Annotated in this window: 20 protein-coding genes; 9 read left to right on the top strand and 11 right to left on the bottom strand. The window is 59.8% G+C overall.

Annotated elements, in window-relative coordinates:
- Positions 1 to 47 precede the first annotated feature (47 nt).
- Together ACOOEX_RS19575 and hrcA are read right to left on the bottom strand one after the other, a co-directional pair.
- Positions 48 to 623 (bottom strand): nucleotide exchange factor GrpE, encoded by a 576-nt coding sequence (locus tag ACOOEX_RS19575; protein WP_420396397.1) that lies wholly within the window; start codon positions 621 to 623, stop codon positions 48 to 50.
- Between the two features lie 10 nt (positions 624 to 633).
- A complete protein-coding gene (gene hrcA, locus ACOOEX_RS19580) occupies positions 634 to 1,698 on the bottom strand; it encodes a heat-inducible transcriptional repressor HrcA (protein ID WP_420396398.1) in 1,065 nt (354 codons plus the stop codon).
- 121 nt (positions 1,699 to 1,819) lie between these two features.
- On the opposite strand from hrcA, the gene rph reads away from it, so the two are divergent.
- From rph to hemW, 3 genes are read left to right on the top strand one after another with little or no spacing between them, the layout of a single operon-like run.
- Positions 1,820 to 2,533: a ribonuclease PH gene (rph, locus tag ACOOEX_RS19585; RefSeq protein WP_071691706.1), complete on the top strand. Its 714-nt coding sequence runs from the start codon at positions 1,820 to 1,822 to the stop codon at positions 2,531 to 2,533.
- Positions 2,533 to 3,141, top strand: coding sequence for an RdgB/HAM1 family non-canonical purine NTP pyrophosphatase (gene rdgB / locus ACOOEX_RS19590; protein ID WP_420396399.1), 609 nt, complete (start codon positions 2,533 to 2,535; stop codon positions 3,139 to 3,141). Before rph ends, rdgB begins: the two co-directional genes overlap by 1 nt.
- The gene (hemW, locus tag ACOOEX_RS19595; protein ID WP_420396400.1) at positions 3,104 to 4,291 is read left to right on the top strand and encodes a radical SAM family heme chaperone HemW; all 1,188 of its coding nucleotides are present in this window, start codon (positions 3,104 to 3,106) and stop codon (positions 4,289 to 4,291) included. Before rdgB ends, hemW begins: the two co-directional genes overlap by 38 nt.
- Here hemW and ACOOEX_RS19600 read toward each other — a convergent pair.
- The 7 genes from ACOOEX_RS19600 to hemJ all read right to left on the bottom strand — a co-directional run bounded on the left by ACOOEX_RS19600 (position 4,288) and on the right by hemJ (position 11,647).
- Entirely contained in the window at positions 4,288 to 5,139 is an 852-nt protein-coding gene (locus ACOOEX_RS19600) for a ParB/RepB/Spo0J family partition protein (protein ID WP_420396401.1), read from the bottom strand. The two genes, hemW and ACOOEX_RS19600, sit on opposite strands and share 4 nt — an antisense overlap.
- Positions 5,140 to 5,200: 61 nt before the next feature.
- Entirely contained in the window at positions 5,201 to 6,001 is an 801-nt protein-coding gene (locus tag ACOOEX_RS19605) for a ParA family protein (RefSeq protein ID WP_420398394.1), read from the bottom strand.
- Positions 5,985 to 6,611 carry a 16S rRNA (guanine(527)-N(7))-methyltransferase RsmG gene (gene rsmG / locus ACOOEX_RS19610; protein WP_420396402.1) on the bottom strand — a complete coding sequence of 209 codons (627 nt, stop codon included), beginning with the start codon at positions 6,609 to 6,611 and terminating at the stop codon, positions 5,985 to 5,987. Before rsmG ends, ACOOEX_RS19605 begins: the two co-directional genes overlap by 17 nt.
- Positions 6,608 to 8,473, bottom strand: coding sequence for a tRNA uridine-5-carboxymethylaminomethyl(34) synthesis enzyme MnmG (gene mnmG / locus ACOOEX_RS19615; RefSeq protein WP_420396403.1), 1,866 nt, complete (start codon positions 8,471 to 8,473; stop codon positions 6,608 to 6,610). The genes rsmG and mnmG overlap by 4 nt, the downstream gene beginning before the upstream one ends.
- Before the next feature lie 11 nt (positions 8,474 to 8,484).
- Entirely contained in the window at positions 8,485 to 9,768 is a 1,284-nt protein-coding gene (mnmE, locus tag ACOOEX_RS19620; RefSeq protein ID WP_420396404.1) for a tRNA uridine-5-carboxymethylaminomethyl(34) synthesis GTPase MnmE, read from the bottom strand.
- Between the two features lie 16 nt (positions 9,769 to 9,784).
- Positions 9,785 to 11,056, bottom strand: a complete 1,272-nt coding sequence (rho, locus tag ACOOEX_RS19625) for a transcription termination factor Rho (protein ID WP_071691699.1) — start codon at positions 11,054 to 11,056, stop codon at positions 9,785 to 9,787.
- Positions 11,057 to 11,188: 132 nt separating this feature from the next.
- On the bottom strand, positions 11,189 to 11,647 hold the full coding sequence (gene hemJ, locus ACOOEX_RS19630; RefSeq protein ID WP_420396405.1) for a protoporphyrinogen oxidase HemJ: 459 nt from the start codon (positions 11,645 to 11,647) through the stop codon (positions 11,189 to 11,191).
- A 415-nt stretch (positions 11,648 to 12,062) separates the two neighbouring features.
- Between hemJ and ACOOEX_RS19635 the strand changes: the two genes are divergently transcribed.
- The 4 genes from ACOOEX_RS19635 to dnaQ are packed head-to-tail and all read left to right on the top strand — an operon-like array spanning position 12,063 to position 14,809.
- The gene (locus tag ACOOEX_RS19635; protein ID WP_420396406.1) at positions 12,063 to 12,659 is read left to right on the top strand and encodes a Maf family protein; all 597 of its coding nucleotides are present in this window, start codon (positions 12,063 to 12,065) and stop codon (positions 12,657 to 12,659) included.
- Complete coding sequence (locus ACOOEX_RS19640) at positions 12,656 to 13,489, top strand: shikimate dehydrogenase (protein ID WP_420396407.1); 834 nt, start codon at positions 12,656 to 12,658, stop codon at positions 13,487 to 13,489. Before ACOOEX_RS19635 ends, ACOOEX_RS19640 begins: the two co-directional genes overlap by 4 nt.
- Positions 13,486 to 14,079, top strand: a complete 594-nt coding sequence (gene coaE, locus ACOOEX_RS19645; protein WP_420396408.1) for a dephospho-CoA kinase — start codon at positions 13,486 to 13,488, stop codon at positions 14,077 to 14,079. The genes ACOOEX_RS19640 and coaE overlap by 4 nt, the downstream gene beginning before the upstream one ends.
- Positions 14,072 to 14,809 (top strand): DNA polymerase III subunit epsilon, encoded by a 738-nt coding sequence (gene dnaQ, locus ACOOEX_RS19650; protein ID WP_420396409.1) that lies wholly within the window; start codon positions 14,072 to 14,074, stop codon positions 14,807 to 14,809. Before coaE ends, dnaQ begins: the two co-directional genes overlap by 8 nt.
- Here dnaQ and secB read toward each other — a convergent pair whose 3' ends face one another.
- Positions 14,810 to 15,313: a protein-export chaperone SecB gene (secB, locus tag ACOOEX_RS19655; protein WP_071691693.1), complete on the bottom strand. Its 504-nt coding sequence runs from the start codon at positions 15,311 to 15,313 to the stop codon at positions 14,810 to 14,812.
- 55 nt (positions 15,314 to 15,368) lie between these two features.
- Positions 15,369 to 15,845: an FxsA family protein gene (locus ACOOEX_RS19660; RefSeq protein ID WP_420396410.1), complete on the bottom strand. Its 477-nt coding sequence runs from the start codon at positions 15,843 to 15,845 to the stop codon at positions 15,369 to 15,371.
- Between the two features lie 119 nt (positions 15,846 to 15,964).
- Here ACOOEX_RS19660 and ACOOEX_RS19665 point away from each other — a divergent pair, with 119 nt between their 5' ends.
- Positions 15,965 to 16,621, top strand: a complete 657-nt coding sequence (locus ACOOEX_RS19665) for a Tim44/TimA family putative adaptor protein (protein ID WP_420396411.1) — start codon at positions 15,965 to 15,967, stop codon at positions 16,619 to 16,621.
- Positions 16,622 to 16,687: 66 nt separating this feature from the next.
- A complete protein-coding gene (locus ACOOEX_RS19670; protein ID WP_420396412.1) occupies positions 16,688 to 17,653 on the top strand; it encodes a murein transglycosylase A in 966 nt (321 codons plus the stop codon).
- The last annotated feature ends 1 nt before the right edge of the window (position 17,654 follow it).

Here is a 17,654-nt window from a genome sequence, read left to right on the forward strand (position 1 = left end):
ACCTCGGGGGTGCGGGGGCTGGCACCCGCTGCGCTCCCTCTCCGCCCCTACGACGCCGGAGTGGAAGACACCCCAACCTGCGCCGGACGCAGAAGCCGGTCATGCAGCAGGAAGCCGACAGCCATCACCTGAATGATCTCTCCCGCCTTGGTGCCGGGAACCGGGGCCTCAAACATCGCCTCGTGCTCATTGGGGTTAAAGACATCGCCAGTTTCGGGAACAACCGGCGTCACCCCATGCTTCGAGAAGACGTTCAGCAATTCGCGCAGGGTCAGTTCGACGCCTTCGATCACGGCTGCTGCAACCTCGTTCTCTTCCTTGTTAGCCGCTTCCAGCGCGCGCTGCAGGTTGTCATAGACCGGCAGCAGATCGCGGGCCAGCCTTGTGCTGCCGTAATGCTCTGCCTCGCGCCGGTCCCGATCCGCACGTTTGCGCACGTTTTCCGATTCCGCCAACGTCCGCAGCAAGCGGTCCTTCAGCTCGTCGCGCTCTGCGCGCAGGGCATCGAGCTCCAGCTCTTCGGCAGAAACCTCTTCTTGCTCATCATGTTGCAGCGCGGCCTCCAGTTCGGCCTCAAGCGCTTCGGGGTCGTCCAGGAATGTCTCTTCCTTGGGGTCTGCCATCTCAAACCTCTTATGCCTGGTCCGAAATCAGCTTTCCGACCAGTTGTGCCGTGTAATCCACTATCGGAACGATCCGGCCGTAATTGAGCCGCGTGGGCCCGATCACACCGACCGCGCCGATGATCTTTCGATCAGCGTTCATATATGGGGAAACCACCAGAGAGGAACCCGAAAGTGAGAAAAGTTTGTTCTCTGACCCGATAAAAATGCGCACACCGTCGCCTTCTTCAGTCAGTTCCAGAAATTCTGTGATATCCCGCTTGCGTTCGAGGTCATCGAACAGCGTCCGGATGCGCTCCATCTCCTCGGATTCGCCCCCCGTTTCCAGCAGATGTGACCGGCCCCGGACAATCAGCCGCTCCGTCCGGGCGCCCTCGTTCTCCCAGATCGCGGCGCCGCTTTCGATCAGCTCCTGTGCAAGTTGATCAATCTCCTGCCGCCGCTCACGTATCTCGGTTTCCATCAGGCGACGGATCTCGGTAACGGTCTTCCCTTCCGCCAGCGCATTCAGGAAGTTTGCAGCTTCCCGCATGGAACTTGGTGTTTGCCCCAGAGGCGGCGTGAAAATCCGGTTCTCTACATGCCCATCAGCAAACACCAACACCACCAGTGCCTTGTTGGAGGCCAGTTGAACGAACTCGATATGCTTGATCGGTGCCTCATGCTTGGGGGCCAGAACAAGGCTCGCCCCCTGCGTCACACCGGACAAGGCCGACCCCAATAAATCCAGCTTCTGCGCCACGTCAGTGTTGTTGCCGCCAACGGTCGCCTCGAGTTTCTCGCGGTCGGCCAGGGTCAGATCACCGACTTCCAGCAGGCCATCGACGAACATCCGCAGCCCCAGTTCCGTGGGTATCCGACCCGCAGACACATGCGGGCTGTCAAGCAGTCCCAAAAACTCCAGGTCCTGCATCACATTGCGGATCGTCGCCGCCGATACCTTTTCAGAGAGCGTCCGCGTCAACGTGCGCGACCCCATAGGTGCGCCGGTTTCCAGATAGCCTTCAACCACCCGGCGAAAGACCTCGCGGGAGCGTTCGTTCATCTCGGCAAGTATGTTCGTGGTTTCCGGCATCTTTTTCGGTGCTGTCAGGTCAGAATCATTAAGAAGCGGCAGCGGCAGAAGGTCAATCGGGGTTGCGTGTCGCAGGGGCTAGGGACTATCCCCGTGCCCAAGCGATATGCAGGAGATAGATATGCGCCCGTCCGGCAGAAACCTAGACCAGATGCGTCCGATTGCCATTGAAACCGGCGTGACCCGCCATGCAGAGGGCTCTTGCCTGATCAAGGTCGGCAACACCCATGTGCTGTGCACCGCATCATTGGAAGAGCGCGTTCCGCCCTTTCTGCGCAATACCGGGCTTGGCTGGGTCACCGCGGAGTACGGCATGCTACCGCGCGCCACCCATACGCGGATGCGGCGCGAGGCGTCCGCTGGCAAGCAGTCCGGCAGAACCCAGGAAATTCAACGACTTATCGGTCGTTCCCTGCGGGCAGGAATTGACCGCGTGGCGCTTGGCGAACGGCAGATCACCGTTGATTGTGACGTCATCCAGGCCGATGGCGGCACCCGTTGCGCCGCGATCACCGGCGGGTGGGTCGCGCTGCGCCTAGCGGTGAACAAGCTGATGAAAGCGGGCGATGTGATCTCTGATCCGATCATGGATCATGTGGCCGCCGTGTCCTGCGGCGTCTTTGCCGGTCAGCCGGTGCTGGATCTGGATTATGACGAAGATTCCGAGGCCGGGACCGATGGCAATTTCGTCATGACCGGCGCGGGTCAACTGATCGAACTGCAAGCCAGTGCCGAGGGCGCCACCTTCAGCCGCGATCAGTTCAACGAGTTGATGGACCTGGCCGACAAGGGCGTGGCCGAACTGGTCGCAGCCCAGAAAGCGGCCGTGGCCTGATGCGCAAGTTCACCGGCGATACCCTGCTTGTTGCGACCCATAACCAGGGCAAGCTGGAGGAGATTGCGCATCTTCTGGAGCCTCTGGGCATTTCCGTGACCTCCGCCAAGGAACACGGGCTGCCCGAGCCAGAGGAAACCGGGACCACCTTCGTCGAAAACGCCCGGATCAAGGCCCATGCGGCGGCGAAGGCCACCGGCCTGCCCGCTTTGGCCGATGATTCCGGTATCGAGATCGACGCGCTTGGCGGCGCGCCGGGCGTCTACACCGCCGATTGGGCAGAAACGCCGTCGGGGCGGGATTTCGTGATGGCGATGACCCGGACCCATGAGGAACTGGAGAAGGTCGGCGCCAAAGCCCCCCGCACTGCCCGGTTCTGCTGCACTCTGGTTCTGGCCTGGCCCGATGGGCATGACGAGGTCTTCCCCGGCGTGATGGAAGGCGCGGTCGTCTGGCCAATGCGCGGCGATCAGGGTCATGGCTACGACCCGATCTTTCAGCCGCAGGACTATGACATCACCTTCGGCGAAATGGACCGGTGGGAGAAAAACCAGATCAGCCACCGCGCCGATGCGTTCCGCAAACTGGTGGCCGCCCTTGGTAAGTGACGACTGGCAACAGGGCGGGTTCGGGCTTTATCTGCACTGGCCCTATTGCCTGGCAAAATGCCCCTATTGCGACTTCAACAGCCATGTCGCCTCGCAGGTTGATCAGAGCCGGTGGAAGGCGGCCTATGTCTCGGAAGTGAGGAGATATGGTTATATAACCCAAGGGCGCACACTAGATACTGTGTTCTTCGGGGGCGGCACACCCTCTCTCATGGACCCGGAACTTGTTCATGCAGTGCTAGAAGAAATCCGCGCAACCTGGCCTCAGTCCAACAGTTTTGAAGTAACGCTTGAGGCGAACCCAACGTCGGTCGAAGCCGGGCGCTTTGCGGGGTTTCGCGATGCAGGCGTCAATCGTATTTCCATGGGAATTCAGGCGCTTAATGACGATGACCTGAAGCGTCTAGGCCGTATGCATAGCGCGAGAGAAGGACGTGAAGCCTTTGACATCGCCCGAAAACTCTTCGATCGGGTCAGCTTTGACCTGATCTATGCCCGCCAGCATCAGACCCCGAAAAATTGGGCGAAGGAGCTGAAACAGGCTCTAAACATGGCGATTGACCACCTCTCGCTCTATCAACTGACCATCGAAGAAGGCACCGCCTTCGGGGATCGCTACGCCATCGGCCGCCTGCCCGGCTTGCCGACGGATGATCACGCCGCCGATATGTATGACATCACGCAAGAGATCACCGAGGCCGCTGGCATGCCCGCCTATGAGATCTCCAACCACGCGCGCGACATGGCGGAGAGCCGGCACAACCTGATCTATTGGCGCTATGGCGATTACATCGGGATCGGACCCGGGGCACATGGGCGGTTGACCATGGGTGGCACACGATACGCGACCGAAACCCCCCTGACCCCCACCACCTGGCTGACCCAGGTTGAAACCAAAGGGCATGGCGAATCCCTGAGGGAAGCGATCAGCCCCTTGGATCAGGCAATCGAGTATCTGATGATGAGTTTGAGGCTGTCTGAGGGAAGCTCTCTCGCTCGATTCAGCGACCTATCGGGCGTTGAGTTGCCACGAGATCGACGAGAGAGACTACAAGATATGGGGTATCTGACCGAAAATGCCAACAAAATAAGGGCGACCAAGGCTGGTCGCCCCATCCTAAACAGTTTGCTCAGAGAGCTGCTTTCCTAGCCATCCGAGTTCAGAATCTGGATGATATCGTCCAGCTGGCCAAGATCCGCGTATTTGATCGAAATCTTGCCGGTCCCGCTCTCCGCGTCATGCTCAATGCTGACCGGCAGGCCAACTGCTGCGGACAAATCGGATTCGAGCGCCTTGGTGTCGGCATCCTTGTCACCGGCGGGGCGCTGTCGGGTTGCCCCACCGGTCGGTGTGGCCGGCTTGCGCATCCGCTTTTCAACATCTCGCACGGACAGGCCCTTGTTGATCACCTCACGCGCAATGATGACCGCATCTTCGCTGCCGACCAGAGCCCGCGCATGACCCGCGCTAAGCTGTCCATCCCGCAGATAGCCCTGAACCTCCTCCGGCAGGCTAAGCAGACGCATGAGGTTCGCGATATGGGACCGGCTTTTACCCATTGCCGTCGCCAGACGTTCCTGCGTGTGGTTGAAGCGGTCCATCAACTGGCGATAGCCCATGGCTTCTTCCACCGGGTTCAGGTCGGCCCGCTGGATATTCTCGATGATCGCGACCTCCAGAACCTCGGTATCATCAAAATCGCGCACGATGACAGGCACTTCATGCAGTTGCGCCATTTGCGCGGCCCGCCAGCGCCGTTCACCGGCGACGATCTGAAACTGACCCTCAGATGAAGGATCAGGCCGAACGATCAGCGGTTGGATGATCCCCTTTTCAGCAATGGACGCGGAAAGCTCCTCCAATGCTTCCTGAGTGAAAGCGCGACGAGGCTGATCCGGGTTAGGGCGCACCGATTCGATTGGCACGGTCATATCGGGACGGCGCGGCGCGTCCGGAGCGGCGCTCACTGGCTCTGTGGGCTCGTTTATATCCGCCATCAACGCTGATAGTCCGCGTCCGAGGCCCCTGCTCTTTCTCGTTGTCATAGTCTTTGTCCTCTCAGGCCTGCTGCAACTGACGGTCCAGCACTTCCTGCGCGAGATCCCGATAGGCTTCGCTTCCGCGCGAGGTCGGATCATATTGCAGGATCGACATTGCGTAAGATGGTGCCTCGCTGAGCCTTACATTTCGGGGGATTCGGGTCTGATACACCAGGTCCCCGAGGTTCTCGCGGGCGTCCTCCTCCACCTGGCGACAAAGGTTGTTACGCATGTCGTACATGGTCAGCACCACGCCCTCAATCCGAAGACCGGGATTGGCAGACTGCCGCACTTCCCGGATGGTCAGCATGAGCTGAGACAAACCCTCCAACGCAAAGAACTCCGATTGCAGGGGCACCAGAACCGCATCTGCCGCTACCATTGCGTTGACTGTCAGAAGGTTCAGCGAAGGCGGGCAATCCATCAGGATCATGTCGAACCCAGCCACCATTGCGGGCGCCAGAGCATCCTTCAGAAGGAAAACCCGGTTTTCATTGCTCACAAGCTCTACATCGGCAGAGCTTAGATCGGTTGTCGAGGGCGCGATCCACAAGTTATCAACACCGGTTGGCAACACGATTTCACGCAGTGGCATGTGTTCGATCAACAGATCATACGTGGTAACCCCGCGCTGATCGACGTCGATTCCCAAACCGGTTGACGCATTGCCCTGCGGGTCCAGGTCGATCACCAACACCCTTTGTCCTTCGGCAGCCAGAGCAGCGCCAAGATTGATTGCGGTGGTCGTCTTTCCGACCCCGCCTTTCTGATTCGCTATCGCTATGCAGCGGGGCCGCCGGGACTCAGGCACGTCGAATATCTCCGATTTTCAGAATCACGGCCCCATCGGCCGTCTGGCTTGGGATAGAATCCATCGTCATGCGCCATGTCTCAAGCGCTTCTTCCACTTCCTGCCCATGTGTCGCGCCTTTCAGGAACAGGGCGGTGCCACTGGGCGACAGATGCCGTTCTGCGTGCCCAAGCAGTTTAGGCAAAGAGGCCAGGGCACGGGCAGAGAGTATTGCGGCATCTTGAGGTGGTGCTTCCTCGATACGGCGCGTCAGAACGCCGATTTTCAGGCCCATTCCCGCTGCAACGGTTCGCAGAAAACTCCCTTTGCGCAGATCGCTTTCGATGAAAGTGAAGCGCAGATCAGGGGCTTTTTCCGCAGCGATTGCAGCACAGACAAGCCCCGGAAATCCCGCGCCCGATCCGATATCGAGCCAGAGCCCCTCTCTCGCCGGGCATAGATGGAACACCTGCGCCGAGTCGAGGAAATGGCGCGTCCAAAGCTCCGGGATCGTGCCGGGTGACACCAGGTTGATGGCCTTCTGCCACTTCATCAATGCGGCTGCATAGGTCTCCAACCGCTCAAATGTTTCACGTGAAACATCCGCCTGCAGCCGTGCGCGGGCCTCTTGCTCGGTCATGCGCGCTTCCGTTCATGTTGGCGGATCTTGGTCAGGAGCAATGTCAACGCCGCCGGAGTCATCCCCTCGATCCGTCCGGCCTGCCCCAATGTTTGCGGCTTGATCATTGTCAGCTTGCCACGCAACTCATTCGACAATCCGTCAATGCCTTCATAGCTGAATTCCACCGGAATCTTGTGTGCCTCGTCCCGCTTCAGCGCCGCCACATCGGATTTCTGACGCTCAATATAGCTCGCATAAAGCGCCTCACGGCTGAGCTGATCTTTCGTCTCCTGGTCTATCGCATCAACTTCAGTCCAGATGGCGGAAAGATCGTCCATCGCGATATCGGGGAATGACAACAGCGATAACGCGGTCCGGCGTTGGCCGTCCTGGTTCACGTTCAGGCCGTTGTTCCGCGCTTCTGTCGGCGTCAGGTCGAGGGAACGCATCACGTCATAGCCCTTGGCCAGCCGTTCCATCTTGTCCTCGAAGGCCGCAATCCGCGCGTCGCTGGCAATGCCAAGTTCCATCGCGCGGGGGGTCAATCTCTGGTCCGCGTTGTCGGCGCGCAGGGTCAGGCGAAACTCAGCCCGAGAGGTGAACATGCGGTAAGGTTCCGCGACGCCCCTTGTAACCAGATCGTCAATCATCACACCGATATAGGACTCGCTTCGGCTGAAGGTCACCGGCTCCTGATCCAAGATTTGTTGAGCGGCATTCAACCCGGCTACAAGACCTTGTGCCGCTGCTTCCTCATACCCAGTCGTGCCGTTGATCTGGCCAGCAAGGAACAGGCCCGGCACATCCTTGACCTCCAACACCGGGCTCAGCGCGCGCGGATCGACATAATCGTATTCGATGGCGTAGCCCGGCTGAAGGATTTCCGCCCGCTCCAGCCCACGGATCGAGTGCACATAGTCATGCTGCACCTCTTCGGGTAGAGAGGTGGAGATGCCATTCGGATAAACAGTGTCATCTTCCAGCCCCTCCGGTTCGAGGAAGATTTGATGCGACTCCTTGTCGGCAAACCGCACGATCTTGTCTTCAATAGACGGGCAATATCGCGGGCCGATCCCCTCGATATGGCCTCCATACATGGCGGAGCGGTCGAGGTTGTCGCGGATGATCTGGTGGGTCGCTGCGTTGGTGTGGGTGATTCCGCAGGAAATCTGGCGCACCTGCGGACCTTCGGACAGGAACGAGAACATCACCGGATCTTCATCCGCTGGCTGGCTGTCGAGTATATCCCAGTTGATCGTTTTCCCGTTCAGGCGCGGTGGCGTGCCGGTTTTCAAGCGCCCGAGCGGCAGGCCAAACTGATCGATGCGTTCTGCCAGCAGGTTGGAGGGTTTATCGCCCATGCGCCCACCCGGGCGTTGCTTGTCGCCGATATGGATGATGCCGCGCAGGAAGGTGCCGGTGGTCAGAACCACAGCGCGCGCTCTGATCTCGCTGCCATCCTCCAACCGGACACCAGCAATGCGGCCCCCATCCATCATCAGGTCGGCCGCTTCGCCTTCGATAACGGAAAGATTCGGCAACCTGGCCAGCTCCGCCTGCATGGCAAGGCGATAGAGTTTCCGGTCGGATTGGGTGCGCGGCCCCTGCACTGCGGGCCCCTTTCGCCGGTTCAGCAGGCGAAACTGAATGCCAGAGGCATCGGCCACCCGCCCCATGGCTCCGCCGAGAGCATCAATCTCTCGGACCAGATGACCTTTGCCCAAGCCCCCGATGGCCGGGTTGCAGGACATGACCCCGATCGTATCCGCGCGCAGCGTCAGCAAAGCGACACGCACGCCCCGACGTGCGGCCGCATGCGCCGCATCCGATCCGGCGTGGCCGCCGCCAATCACCACCACATCGAAATCCAGATGTTTCACGTGAAACACTCCTATTTGCCGAGGCAGAAGCGCGAGAAGATCTCGCCCAGTACCATCTCCACATCTATGCGCCCAATGAGCGAATCAAGGCGGCGGATGGCAGTACGCAGATTCTCTGCGGCCAGCTCGGTCCGGTCCGGTCCGGCTTTTACCTCAATCAGCCCCGCTTCCAAAGCCCCAAGAGCGGACTTCATTGCTTCAGCATGACGGGCATGCGTGGCGGTTGCCTGACGGGCGGCGCGGTTGGACAGTGTATCCGTGATCCGGTCGATCAACGTGGAGACACCCTGCCCCGTTGTGCCTGAAATGCCTTCGGTCCCGTGAAGATCAGCCTTGCCAAGCAAGACGATATCATCGGGCTCCAAGGTTATGTTCGGATGCTCATCCGGGCTGGATCTCAGGAACACGCGCAGATCGGCTGCTTCCGCCCTCGCGCGGGCACGGTCAATGCCGATGCGCTCGATCTCGTCGCCAGCATCCCGCAGACCGGCGGTGTCCAGAACAGTCACAGGAAGGCCGCGAAGGTCCATCCGCACCTCGATCACATCACGGGTGGTGCCTGCAATGTCCGACGTAATCGCGGCCTCTCGCCCCGCCAAGGCGTTTAGAAGAGTTGATTTCCCGGCATTCGGCACACCGAGAATGGCCACCTCGAACCCATCGCGAATGCGCTCTGCCACATCCACCCCGGCGATCTCGCGCCGCAGGTCGTCCATGACCGGGGTCAGCAGAGCCATCACTTCCGGCGTCACATCAACCGGCACCTCCTCATCGGCAAAATCGATGGTGACCTCAAGCAAGGCCGCAGCTCGCAGCAGGTTTTCGCGCCACCCCTCTACAAGTTGACCCAGACTGCCAGAGAGTACCCGCAGGGCCTGCACCCGTTGCGCTTCTGTTTCTGCGTCGATCAGATCGGCCAACCCCTCGACCTGCGCCAGGTCCATGCGGTCGTTCTCCAGCGCCCGGCGAGTGAATTCCCCCGGTTCCGCCATTCGTGCCAGTCCGGTGCCGGAAATCGCCGCCAGAACAGCCTTGACCGTCGCGGGGCTGCCATGGGTCTGAAGCTCTATCACATCCTCCCCGGTGAAGCTGTGCGGGGCCTGGAAGGCCAGAACCAGCGCATCATCAAGATGAGTACCCTGCCCGTCACGCAACCGACGCAGACGCGCCTCTGAGGGTGCAGGAACGGACCCGGCCAGTGCCTGACCCACGGCAAACGCGTCCGGACCCGAAATACGGATCACGGCGACGCCGGCCTTTCCCGGCGCCGTGGCCAGCGCAAAGATCGTGTCCATGGGCCCCTCCGCGGGGTCAGCTGTTCATCGAGTCGAAGAATTCGGCGTTCGTCTTGGTCTGCTTGAGCTTGGAAATCAGGAACTCGATGGCATCTGTCGTGCCCATCGGGTTCAGGATGCGTCGCAGCAGGAAAGTCTTGTGCAGGTCTTTGGAGTCGACCAGCAGGTCCTCTTTCCGAGTACCGGACTTGAGGATGTCCATCGCCGGAAAGACGCGCTTGTCGGCGACCTTGCGGTCAAGCACGATTTCCGAGTTACCGGTGCCCTTGAATTCTTCGAAGATCACCTCGTCCATACGGCTGCCGGTGTCGATCAGCGCAGTGGCGATGATGGTCAGCGACCCGCCCTCTTCGATATTGCGCGCGGCGCCGAAGAAGCGTTTTGGGCGTTGCAGGGCGTTCGCATCCACACCACCGGTCAGCACTTTGCCAGAGCTGGGGACCGTGGTGTTATAGGCGCGGCCAAGACGAGTGATCGAGTCGAGCAAGATGACCACGTCGCGCTTGTGTTCCACCAGACGTTTGGCTTTTTCGATGACCATCTCGGCCACGGCCACGTGACGGGTGGCCGGTTCGTCGAAGGTCGAGGAAATCACCTCACCCTTCACAGACCGCTGCATGTCCGTCACCTCTTCCGGGCGTTCGTCGATCAGCAGGACGATCAGATAGCATTCCGGGTGGTTCTTCTCGATCGACGTCGCGATGTTCTGCAGAAGCACCGTCTTACCCGTACGCGGCGGAGCGACGATTAGCGACCGCTGGCCTTTCCCGATTGGCGACACAAGGTCGATGATGCGGGCGGAGCGATCCTTGATGGTCGGATCGTCGATTTCCATCTTCAGCCGCTCATCGGGATAGAGCGGCGTCAGGTTGTCGAAGTTGATCTTGTGGCGGGCGCGTTCCGGATCTTCGAAATTGATCTGGGCAACCTTCACCAGCCCGAAATAGCGTTCGTTTTCGCGCGGGGCGTGGATCACACCCTCAACCGTGTCACCGGTGCGCAAGGAATGCTGGCGGATCATGTCGGGCGAGACGTAAATGTCATCGGGGCCCGGCAGATAGTTTGCCTCGGGCGAGCGCAAAAACCCGAACCCGTCCTGAAGCACCTCCAGCACACCGTCGCCAGAGATCTCCCACCCCTCTTCAGCGCGCTCCTTGAGGATCTGGAACATCATCTCGCCCTTACGCATGGTCGAGGCGTTTTCAATGTCCAGCTCTTCGGCCATCGCCAGAAGGTCTTTGGGAGATTTGGCTTTCAGATCAGCCAGGTTCAGAGTTTCAGTAGTCATGGAAAATAGTCCCTCGGCTGGCCCTGCCCTGTTTCAGGCATGCCGCGTGTCGGTATTCATAGGGAAGCAGCAAGGCCGGACGGCCAAGTTGACAAGCGAGATAAGGAAAGCCGTGGGTTAAGTCAACCGGGCTTAGGAAAACGGCCTGGCGATGACGGAAATCACGATCACCACCATCAGCAGCGTCGGAACCTCGTTCATCATCCGATAGGTCCGACCCGTGCGAATATTTTCGCCCTTGGTGAAGTCCTTGCGACGCAGGGCCAGCCAATGATGAAACCACGTCATCCCCAGCACAGCCGCCGCTTTAGTCCACGGCCAGACGTCACCCCAATAGACGATCCCCGGTGTGAAGACGAGCGCGAGGCCAAAGACCCAGGTGGCGATCATCGCGGGGTTCATGATCACCCGCAGCAGTTTGTATTCCATGGTCTGGAAGAGCCGGTCGGTGTCATTGCCCTGGCCCACCTGTTCGGTGTGATAGACGAAGAGACGCGGCAGATAGAACAGTCCAGCCATCCAGGCCAGCACAGACATCACATGCAGGCTCTTGGTCCAGGGATAGGCTGCCGCCAGAAAATCACCGATCATGGGTCGCTCCGTTCTCTCCTCCCTTCAATAAATATATTTATTTAAAAGAAAAGATGATGTGGTTGTTGTACCGGGGATAACTGGGAAAACCGGGTTTGACCGGAAGAATTCAGAGAGTTCTCCACAGGGTTTTCCTTCCCACACCTTAATGGATAAGCCCTGTGGAATATGGATAATAATAATTTAATATCAAGTATTTATGAGGAAACATCTTGTGAACAACCATGGGAGAACCTGTGCCTGACTCCATCAACATCAAACCAATCCCCGTCTTGCTGGTGATGAACTGTCCCCGTGGAAAACACTTGGGCAAAACACCGTGGAAGGGCGATCCGGGCTTGGATGATCAGGGAAGTCGAAGATATACAGAACCCATTCCCGGGCTTGGCCCCAGACTTGTTCATAGAGTTATCCAATGACGCAGATCATTCTGGCCTCAAGCTCCGCCATCCGGCAGACACTGCTGACCAATGCCGGCATCCCCTTCACCGCCCTGCCCGCGCGCATTGACGAGGACGCAATCAAGGCGGCTTTGCTGGCCGAGGATGCGACCCCACGCGATGTAGCAGACGCTTTGGCCGAATTCAAAGCCCGCAAGATCGCTGAAAAACACCCGGATGCCACGGTGATCGGATCGGATCAGGTGTTGGAGTTTCAGGGGAAGATCCTGTCCAAACCCACCAGCAATGAAGAAGCAGCCAACCAACTGCGCGCGCTGCGTGGAAAGCAGCACAAGCTGCTCTCTGCCGTCGTTGTCTATTCCAGGGCCGAGCCTGTCTGGCGCTATGTCGGTCAGGTCCGTCTGTTGATGCGCGAGATCAGTGACGACTATCTGGTGGCCTATTTGGCCCGGAACTGGCCGGGGATCGGGGACAGTGTGGGCAGCTATAAGCTGGAAGAAGAGGGCGCACGGCTTTTCAGCCGTATTGAAGGGGACTACTTTACCGTTCTGGGTCTGCCACTTCTGGAACTCATCGGGTTCCTGACCCAAAAGGGAGAGATCGAGGGATGACAGAAAAGCTGTTGCTGGCCGGGGTGATCGGCGACCCGATCGCGCATAGCCGGTCCCCCCGGCTGCATGGCCATTGGCTGTGGCGCTATGGGATCGACGGGCATTACGTGCCATTACACGTCACCCGTGAACGGCTGCATGACACGCTGCGCCTGCTGCCCGACCTTGGGTTCAAGGGCGTCAATGTCACGATTCCCCACAAGGAAACCGTGCTGCAGATCGCCGATTCCGTGACCGACCGCGCGGCGCTGATCGGGGCGGCCAATACGCTGACCTATACGGCGAATGGCAAATTGCAGGCTGATAATACCGACGGCGTCGGCTTCATGGAAAACATCAAGCAATATACGCCGGGATGGTCGGCTTCAGAAGGTCCCGCGCTTGTTCTGGGCGCCGGTGGTGCTGCCCGGGCCGTGGTCTCGGCGCTGTTGTCCGATGGCTGCCCGCATGTGTTTCTCGTCAATCGCACCCGCGCCCGAGCGGAAGCCCTTCAGGATCATTTCGGAGCCAAGGTCCATGTCGCGGACTGGACGCGCATCCCCAACGTGCTGGACGAGGTCGCGCTGCTGGTGAACACGACATCGCTCGGGATGGTGGGCAAACAGCCCCTTCATATCGACCTGGACCGGTTGAACCCCGCGACCGTCGTGAATGATATCGTTTACACCCCGTTGCGGACGGAACTTCTGGAAGAAGCTGGGGCGCGCGGCTGTCACACGGTCGACGGGCTGGGAATGCTGTTGCATCAGGCCGCGCCGGGCTTTGAACGCTGGTTCGGTGTGAAACCGGAGGTTGATGACGAGTTGCGCGCGGTGGTGTTGGGGGAATGAGCTATATTCTCGGCCTCACCGGTTCTATCGGCATGGGGAAATCCACCACAGCCCAGTTTTTCCGCGAGGCCGGTGTGCCGGTCTGGGATGCAGATGCGGCCGTGCACCGGATCTATGCCAAGGGCGGTGCGGCGGTGGAACCAATCAGCAAAGTCTGCCCCGATGCGACCGCCATCGGAAAAGTGGACCGCGACGCGCTGAAAGCCTGGATTGCGCGGGATGACACAGCGCTGGCGCAGTTGGAAAAGATCGTGCACCCTCTTGTCGCCGCTGATCGCGCAGACTTCATCGCCGCCAACACCGCCGCGCCTCTGATCGTTCTGGACATCCCCCTGCTTTTTGAAACCGGATCGGCCGCCAACATGGACGGTGTGCTTGTCGTGTCGGTCGATTCTGATGAACAGCGCAGACGCGTGTTGGCACGGGAAACCATGACCGAGGAGATGTTCGCCTCCATCCTCGCGCGCCAGACGCCCGATGCCGAGAAACGCGCCCGTGCTGATTTCGTGATCGAGACCTACGATCTGGACAGCACCCGTGCGGACGTGATGAAACTGATCGACAGGCTGACAGGGGAACACCATGCGTGAAATCGTGCTCGACACGGAAACCACCGGATTTGACCCTGAATCAGGGGATCGGATCGTCGAGATCGGAGCGATCGAGCTCTATAATCACCTGCCCACGGGCGAAACGTTTCACGTCTATATCAACCCCGAACGGTCCATGCCGGATGAAGCATTCGGCGTGCATGGGATCGGGCCTGACCTGCTGGAATCCGGCCCGCGCGCCCCGAACCCCGGTGAGGTGACGCTGAAAGACAAACCCGTTTTTGCGGCTTTCGGGCAGAGATTCCTCGATTTCGTCGGCATGGATTCCAAGCTGGTCATCCATAATGCCAGCTTCGACATGAAGTTTCTTAATGCGGAGTTGCGTTGGCTGAACCTGCCGCAGATCCCATGGGAACGCGCCGTCGATACGCTGGCAATTGCCCGCAAGAAGTTTCCCGGCTCGCCTGCCTCGCTCGATGCGCTTTGCCGCCGCTTCGGGATCGACAATTCATCGCGGACGCTGCACGGCGCGCTGCTCGACTCTGAAATTCTGGCAGAGGTCTATCTGGAACTGATCGGCGGGCGTCAGCCAGATTTCGCCTTGTCAGCGCGCGTGGAAACCACATCAACCGGTCAACCGACCGAAGCCTGGCGCCCGAAACCACGGCCCACTCCGCTGCTCTCAAGGATCAGCCAAGAAGAAGCCGCCGCCCATGCATCCTTTGTAGAGGAGATGGGCGACGGCGCTGTCTGGAAGAAATTCGGCTGATCACGCGTCCGCGTGCGGCTTGGTCTGCGCGACGCGGGCCAGCTGGTTGCGATAGATCTGCACGAAATCCATGTTGTCGAGGTTCAGCGGCGGGTAGCCACCATCGCGCGAGATGTCGGACACGATGCGGCGAATGAACGGGAACAGCATCCGAGGGCATTCGATATGCAGGAACGGATGCAGCTGCTGCTCGTTCACGTTCTCGATTTGGAAAACGCCGGCATAATCCAGCTCGATCAGGAAAATCTGCGCGCCATCATCCTTGGTTTTGTTGTCGATCTTCAGTTTGACGACAACATCATACTGGTTCTCGGTCTGACGCTTGCGCGCTTCGACACCGACCTGAACCTGAATTTCGGGCTGCGTGTTGCCCTGCAGGGATTTCTGCGCGGCGATATTCTCGAAAGACATATCGCGGATGAACTGGGCAAGGACCTGCATCTTGGGCAGGACGGGGGCCTGTGCGGCGCCTTCGGGGGCTTGAGTCCCGTTTTCTTCGGCCATTGGTAACTCCGGTTTTAAAAGGCTGAACGCGGTGTATCAGGTGAATCCGACCGCCTCAATGCCGAGTCCAGCCAGAAGGCCCGTTTCGCTGCGGGTTCTCGTCCACCTCGTATTCCCCTTCGATGATCACATCGGGGCCCTGGCGGGTCTGGGTCCATTGCTGCTGCCCGGCGACGACAGATTCCACCTTGACCCGCTTGCGCAGCTCTCGGAGGACCAGATTCCGAAAACCCGGTACCAGCAGCGCAAAGCCAAGCGCGTCGGTGAAGAAGCCCGGCGTCAGCAGCAGCGCACCCGAAAACAGGATCATGGCACCATGGGCCAGAGGCTCAGTCGGGTCGTTCAGGTCATTGAAACTGTTGCGAAGATTGGCCATGGCCTGCGCGCCCTGCGACCGGACCAGCATGGAGCCGAGAACAGCAGTCAACACCACAATTCCAAGTGTTGGCCACAGCCCGATCAGCCCGCCCACCTGTATAAACAGGGCGATTTCAATCAGCGGAACGCCGATAAACAGGAAAAACAGCCACATCTTGCGTCCTTTCTTCGATCCGGGCAGCGGTTGGCACATGGACTTGACCGCCCCCCGCGCCTACATATGTGCCATCGAGCCGCAAGATTTAACCCCACCCGCCCGAAAGAGGTTCCCACATGAATTCCCTACTGCAGCTTCTGGTGTTGGCCGGGATCGCGATTTTCCTGATCCTGAAGTTGCGCAGCGTTCTTGGCACGCGAGACGGTTACGAGAACCCGCATGCGGAAGCGCCCGCGCGCCGAAGCCCCGCGCGCCGGGATTTCGAAGTGATCGAGGGTGGCCCCGACCGCGATATCACCGATCATGTAGACGATGGCACCGATGCCGCCAAGGCGCTTGCCGCGATGAAGATGGCCGAGCCGGGCTTCTCCGTATCGGAGTTTCTGCAAGGCGCCCGTGGCGCCTATGAGATGATCCTCATGGCCTTTGAAAACGGCGATGTCGAAGGGCTGCGCCCGTTCCTGGCCGAGGACGTGATGGAAACCTTCGAAGAGGTGATCCGCAACCGTGAGGAACAAGGCCTGTCCATCGACGCGAATTTCGTCGGGGTGCGGGAACTGGCCTTGCAGGACGCGAGTTTTGACCGCGCCGACAATATGGCCGAAGTCACCGTGCGTTTCGTGGGCGAGCTGACCTCTGCCGTGCGCAATGCGGCGGGTGAGCTGGTCGAGGGTGACCCCAATGCGATCAAGCGTCAGCGCGATGTCTGGACCTTTGCCCGCTCCATGGGCAGTTCCGATCCCAATTGGGTTCTGGTCGCAACCGGCGGGTGATCCCCCATGCGCGGCGGGTTTTTTTCTCTGGTCTTGTCCGCCGCGACCCTGTTTTGTGCCCCTGTGATGGCACAGCACAACGCACAGATACTCAGCTTCGACGATCTCGACGGATGGGCCGAGGACGATCATCAAGCCGCGCTTGAGGTCTTTCTGAACACCTGTCCCGACATGGACGATGGTGAATGGCTGCGTCTTTGCGCCGTCGCGCAGCAGCAGCCCAATGCCCGCACATTCTTTGAGCTGTTCTTTCGCCCGGTTCTGATCGGTGGCGATGAACCCGCGCTGTTTACGGGCTATTTTGAGCCGGAACTGAGCGGATCGTTGACCCCAACCTCTCGTTACCGGTTCCCCGTCTATCGCATGCCGCCAGATGTGGTGGAGCCATGGCATACCCGCCGCGAGATTGAACAGGACGGGCTGTTAGAGGGTCAGGGGCTGGAAATCGCTTGGGTTGATGACGCGGTAGAGCTGTTCTTTCTGCAAATTCAGGGGTCTGGCCGCATTCGCCTGCCCGATGGGCGCGTGATCCGCGTGGGCTATGCTGGCCGCAATGGGCATGAATACCGTTCCATCGGGCAGGAACTGATCCGCCGCGGCATCTATCAGCCCCACCAAGTGTCGGCACAGGTGATCGGGTCCTGGGTCAGGCGTAACCCGACCGCGGGGCGCGAACTGCTCTATCACAACCCGTCCTACGTGTTCTTCCGGGTGATCCGCACGCGAAACGCGGATGATGGGCCGCTTGGCGCGATGAACCGATCCATCACGCCGATGCGGTCGATTGCGGTCGATCCTCGGTTTACGCCGCTTGGCGCGCCGGTTTGGATCGAAAAGGATGGCGAAAGCCCGCTCCGCCGCCTGATGATCGCACAGGACACGGGATCAGCGATCCAGGGTGCGCAACGGGCGGATGTGTTCTATGGCTTCGGGGACGAGGCCGGGCTGGAGGCAGGACGGATTCGCGACCCCGGACGGATGATCGTGCTGATGCCGATCGAGCTGGCCAATCTGATGGTCCCGGACGCCTGAT

Origin of the sequence: Nioella sp., from assembly GCF_965215655.1 — a bacterium.
Lineage (GTDB): Bacteria > Pseudomonadota > Alphaproteobacteria > Rhodobacterales > Rhodobacteraceae > Nioella.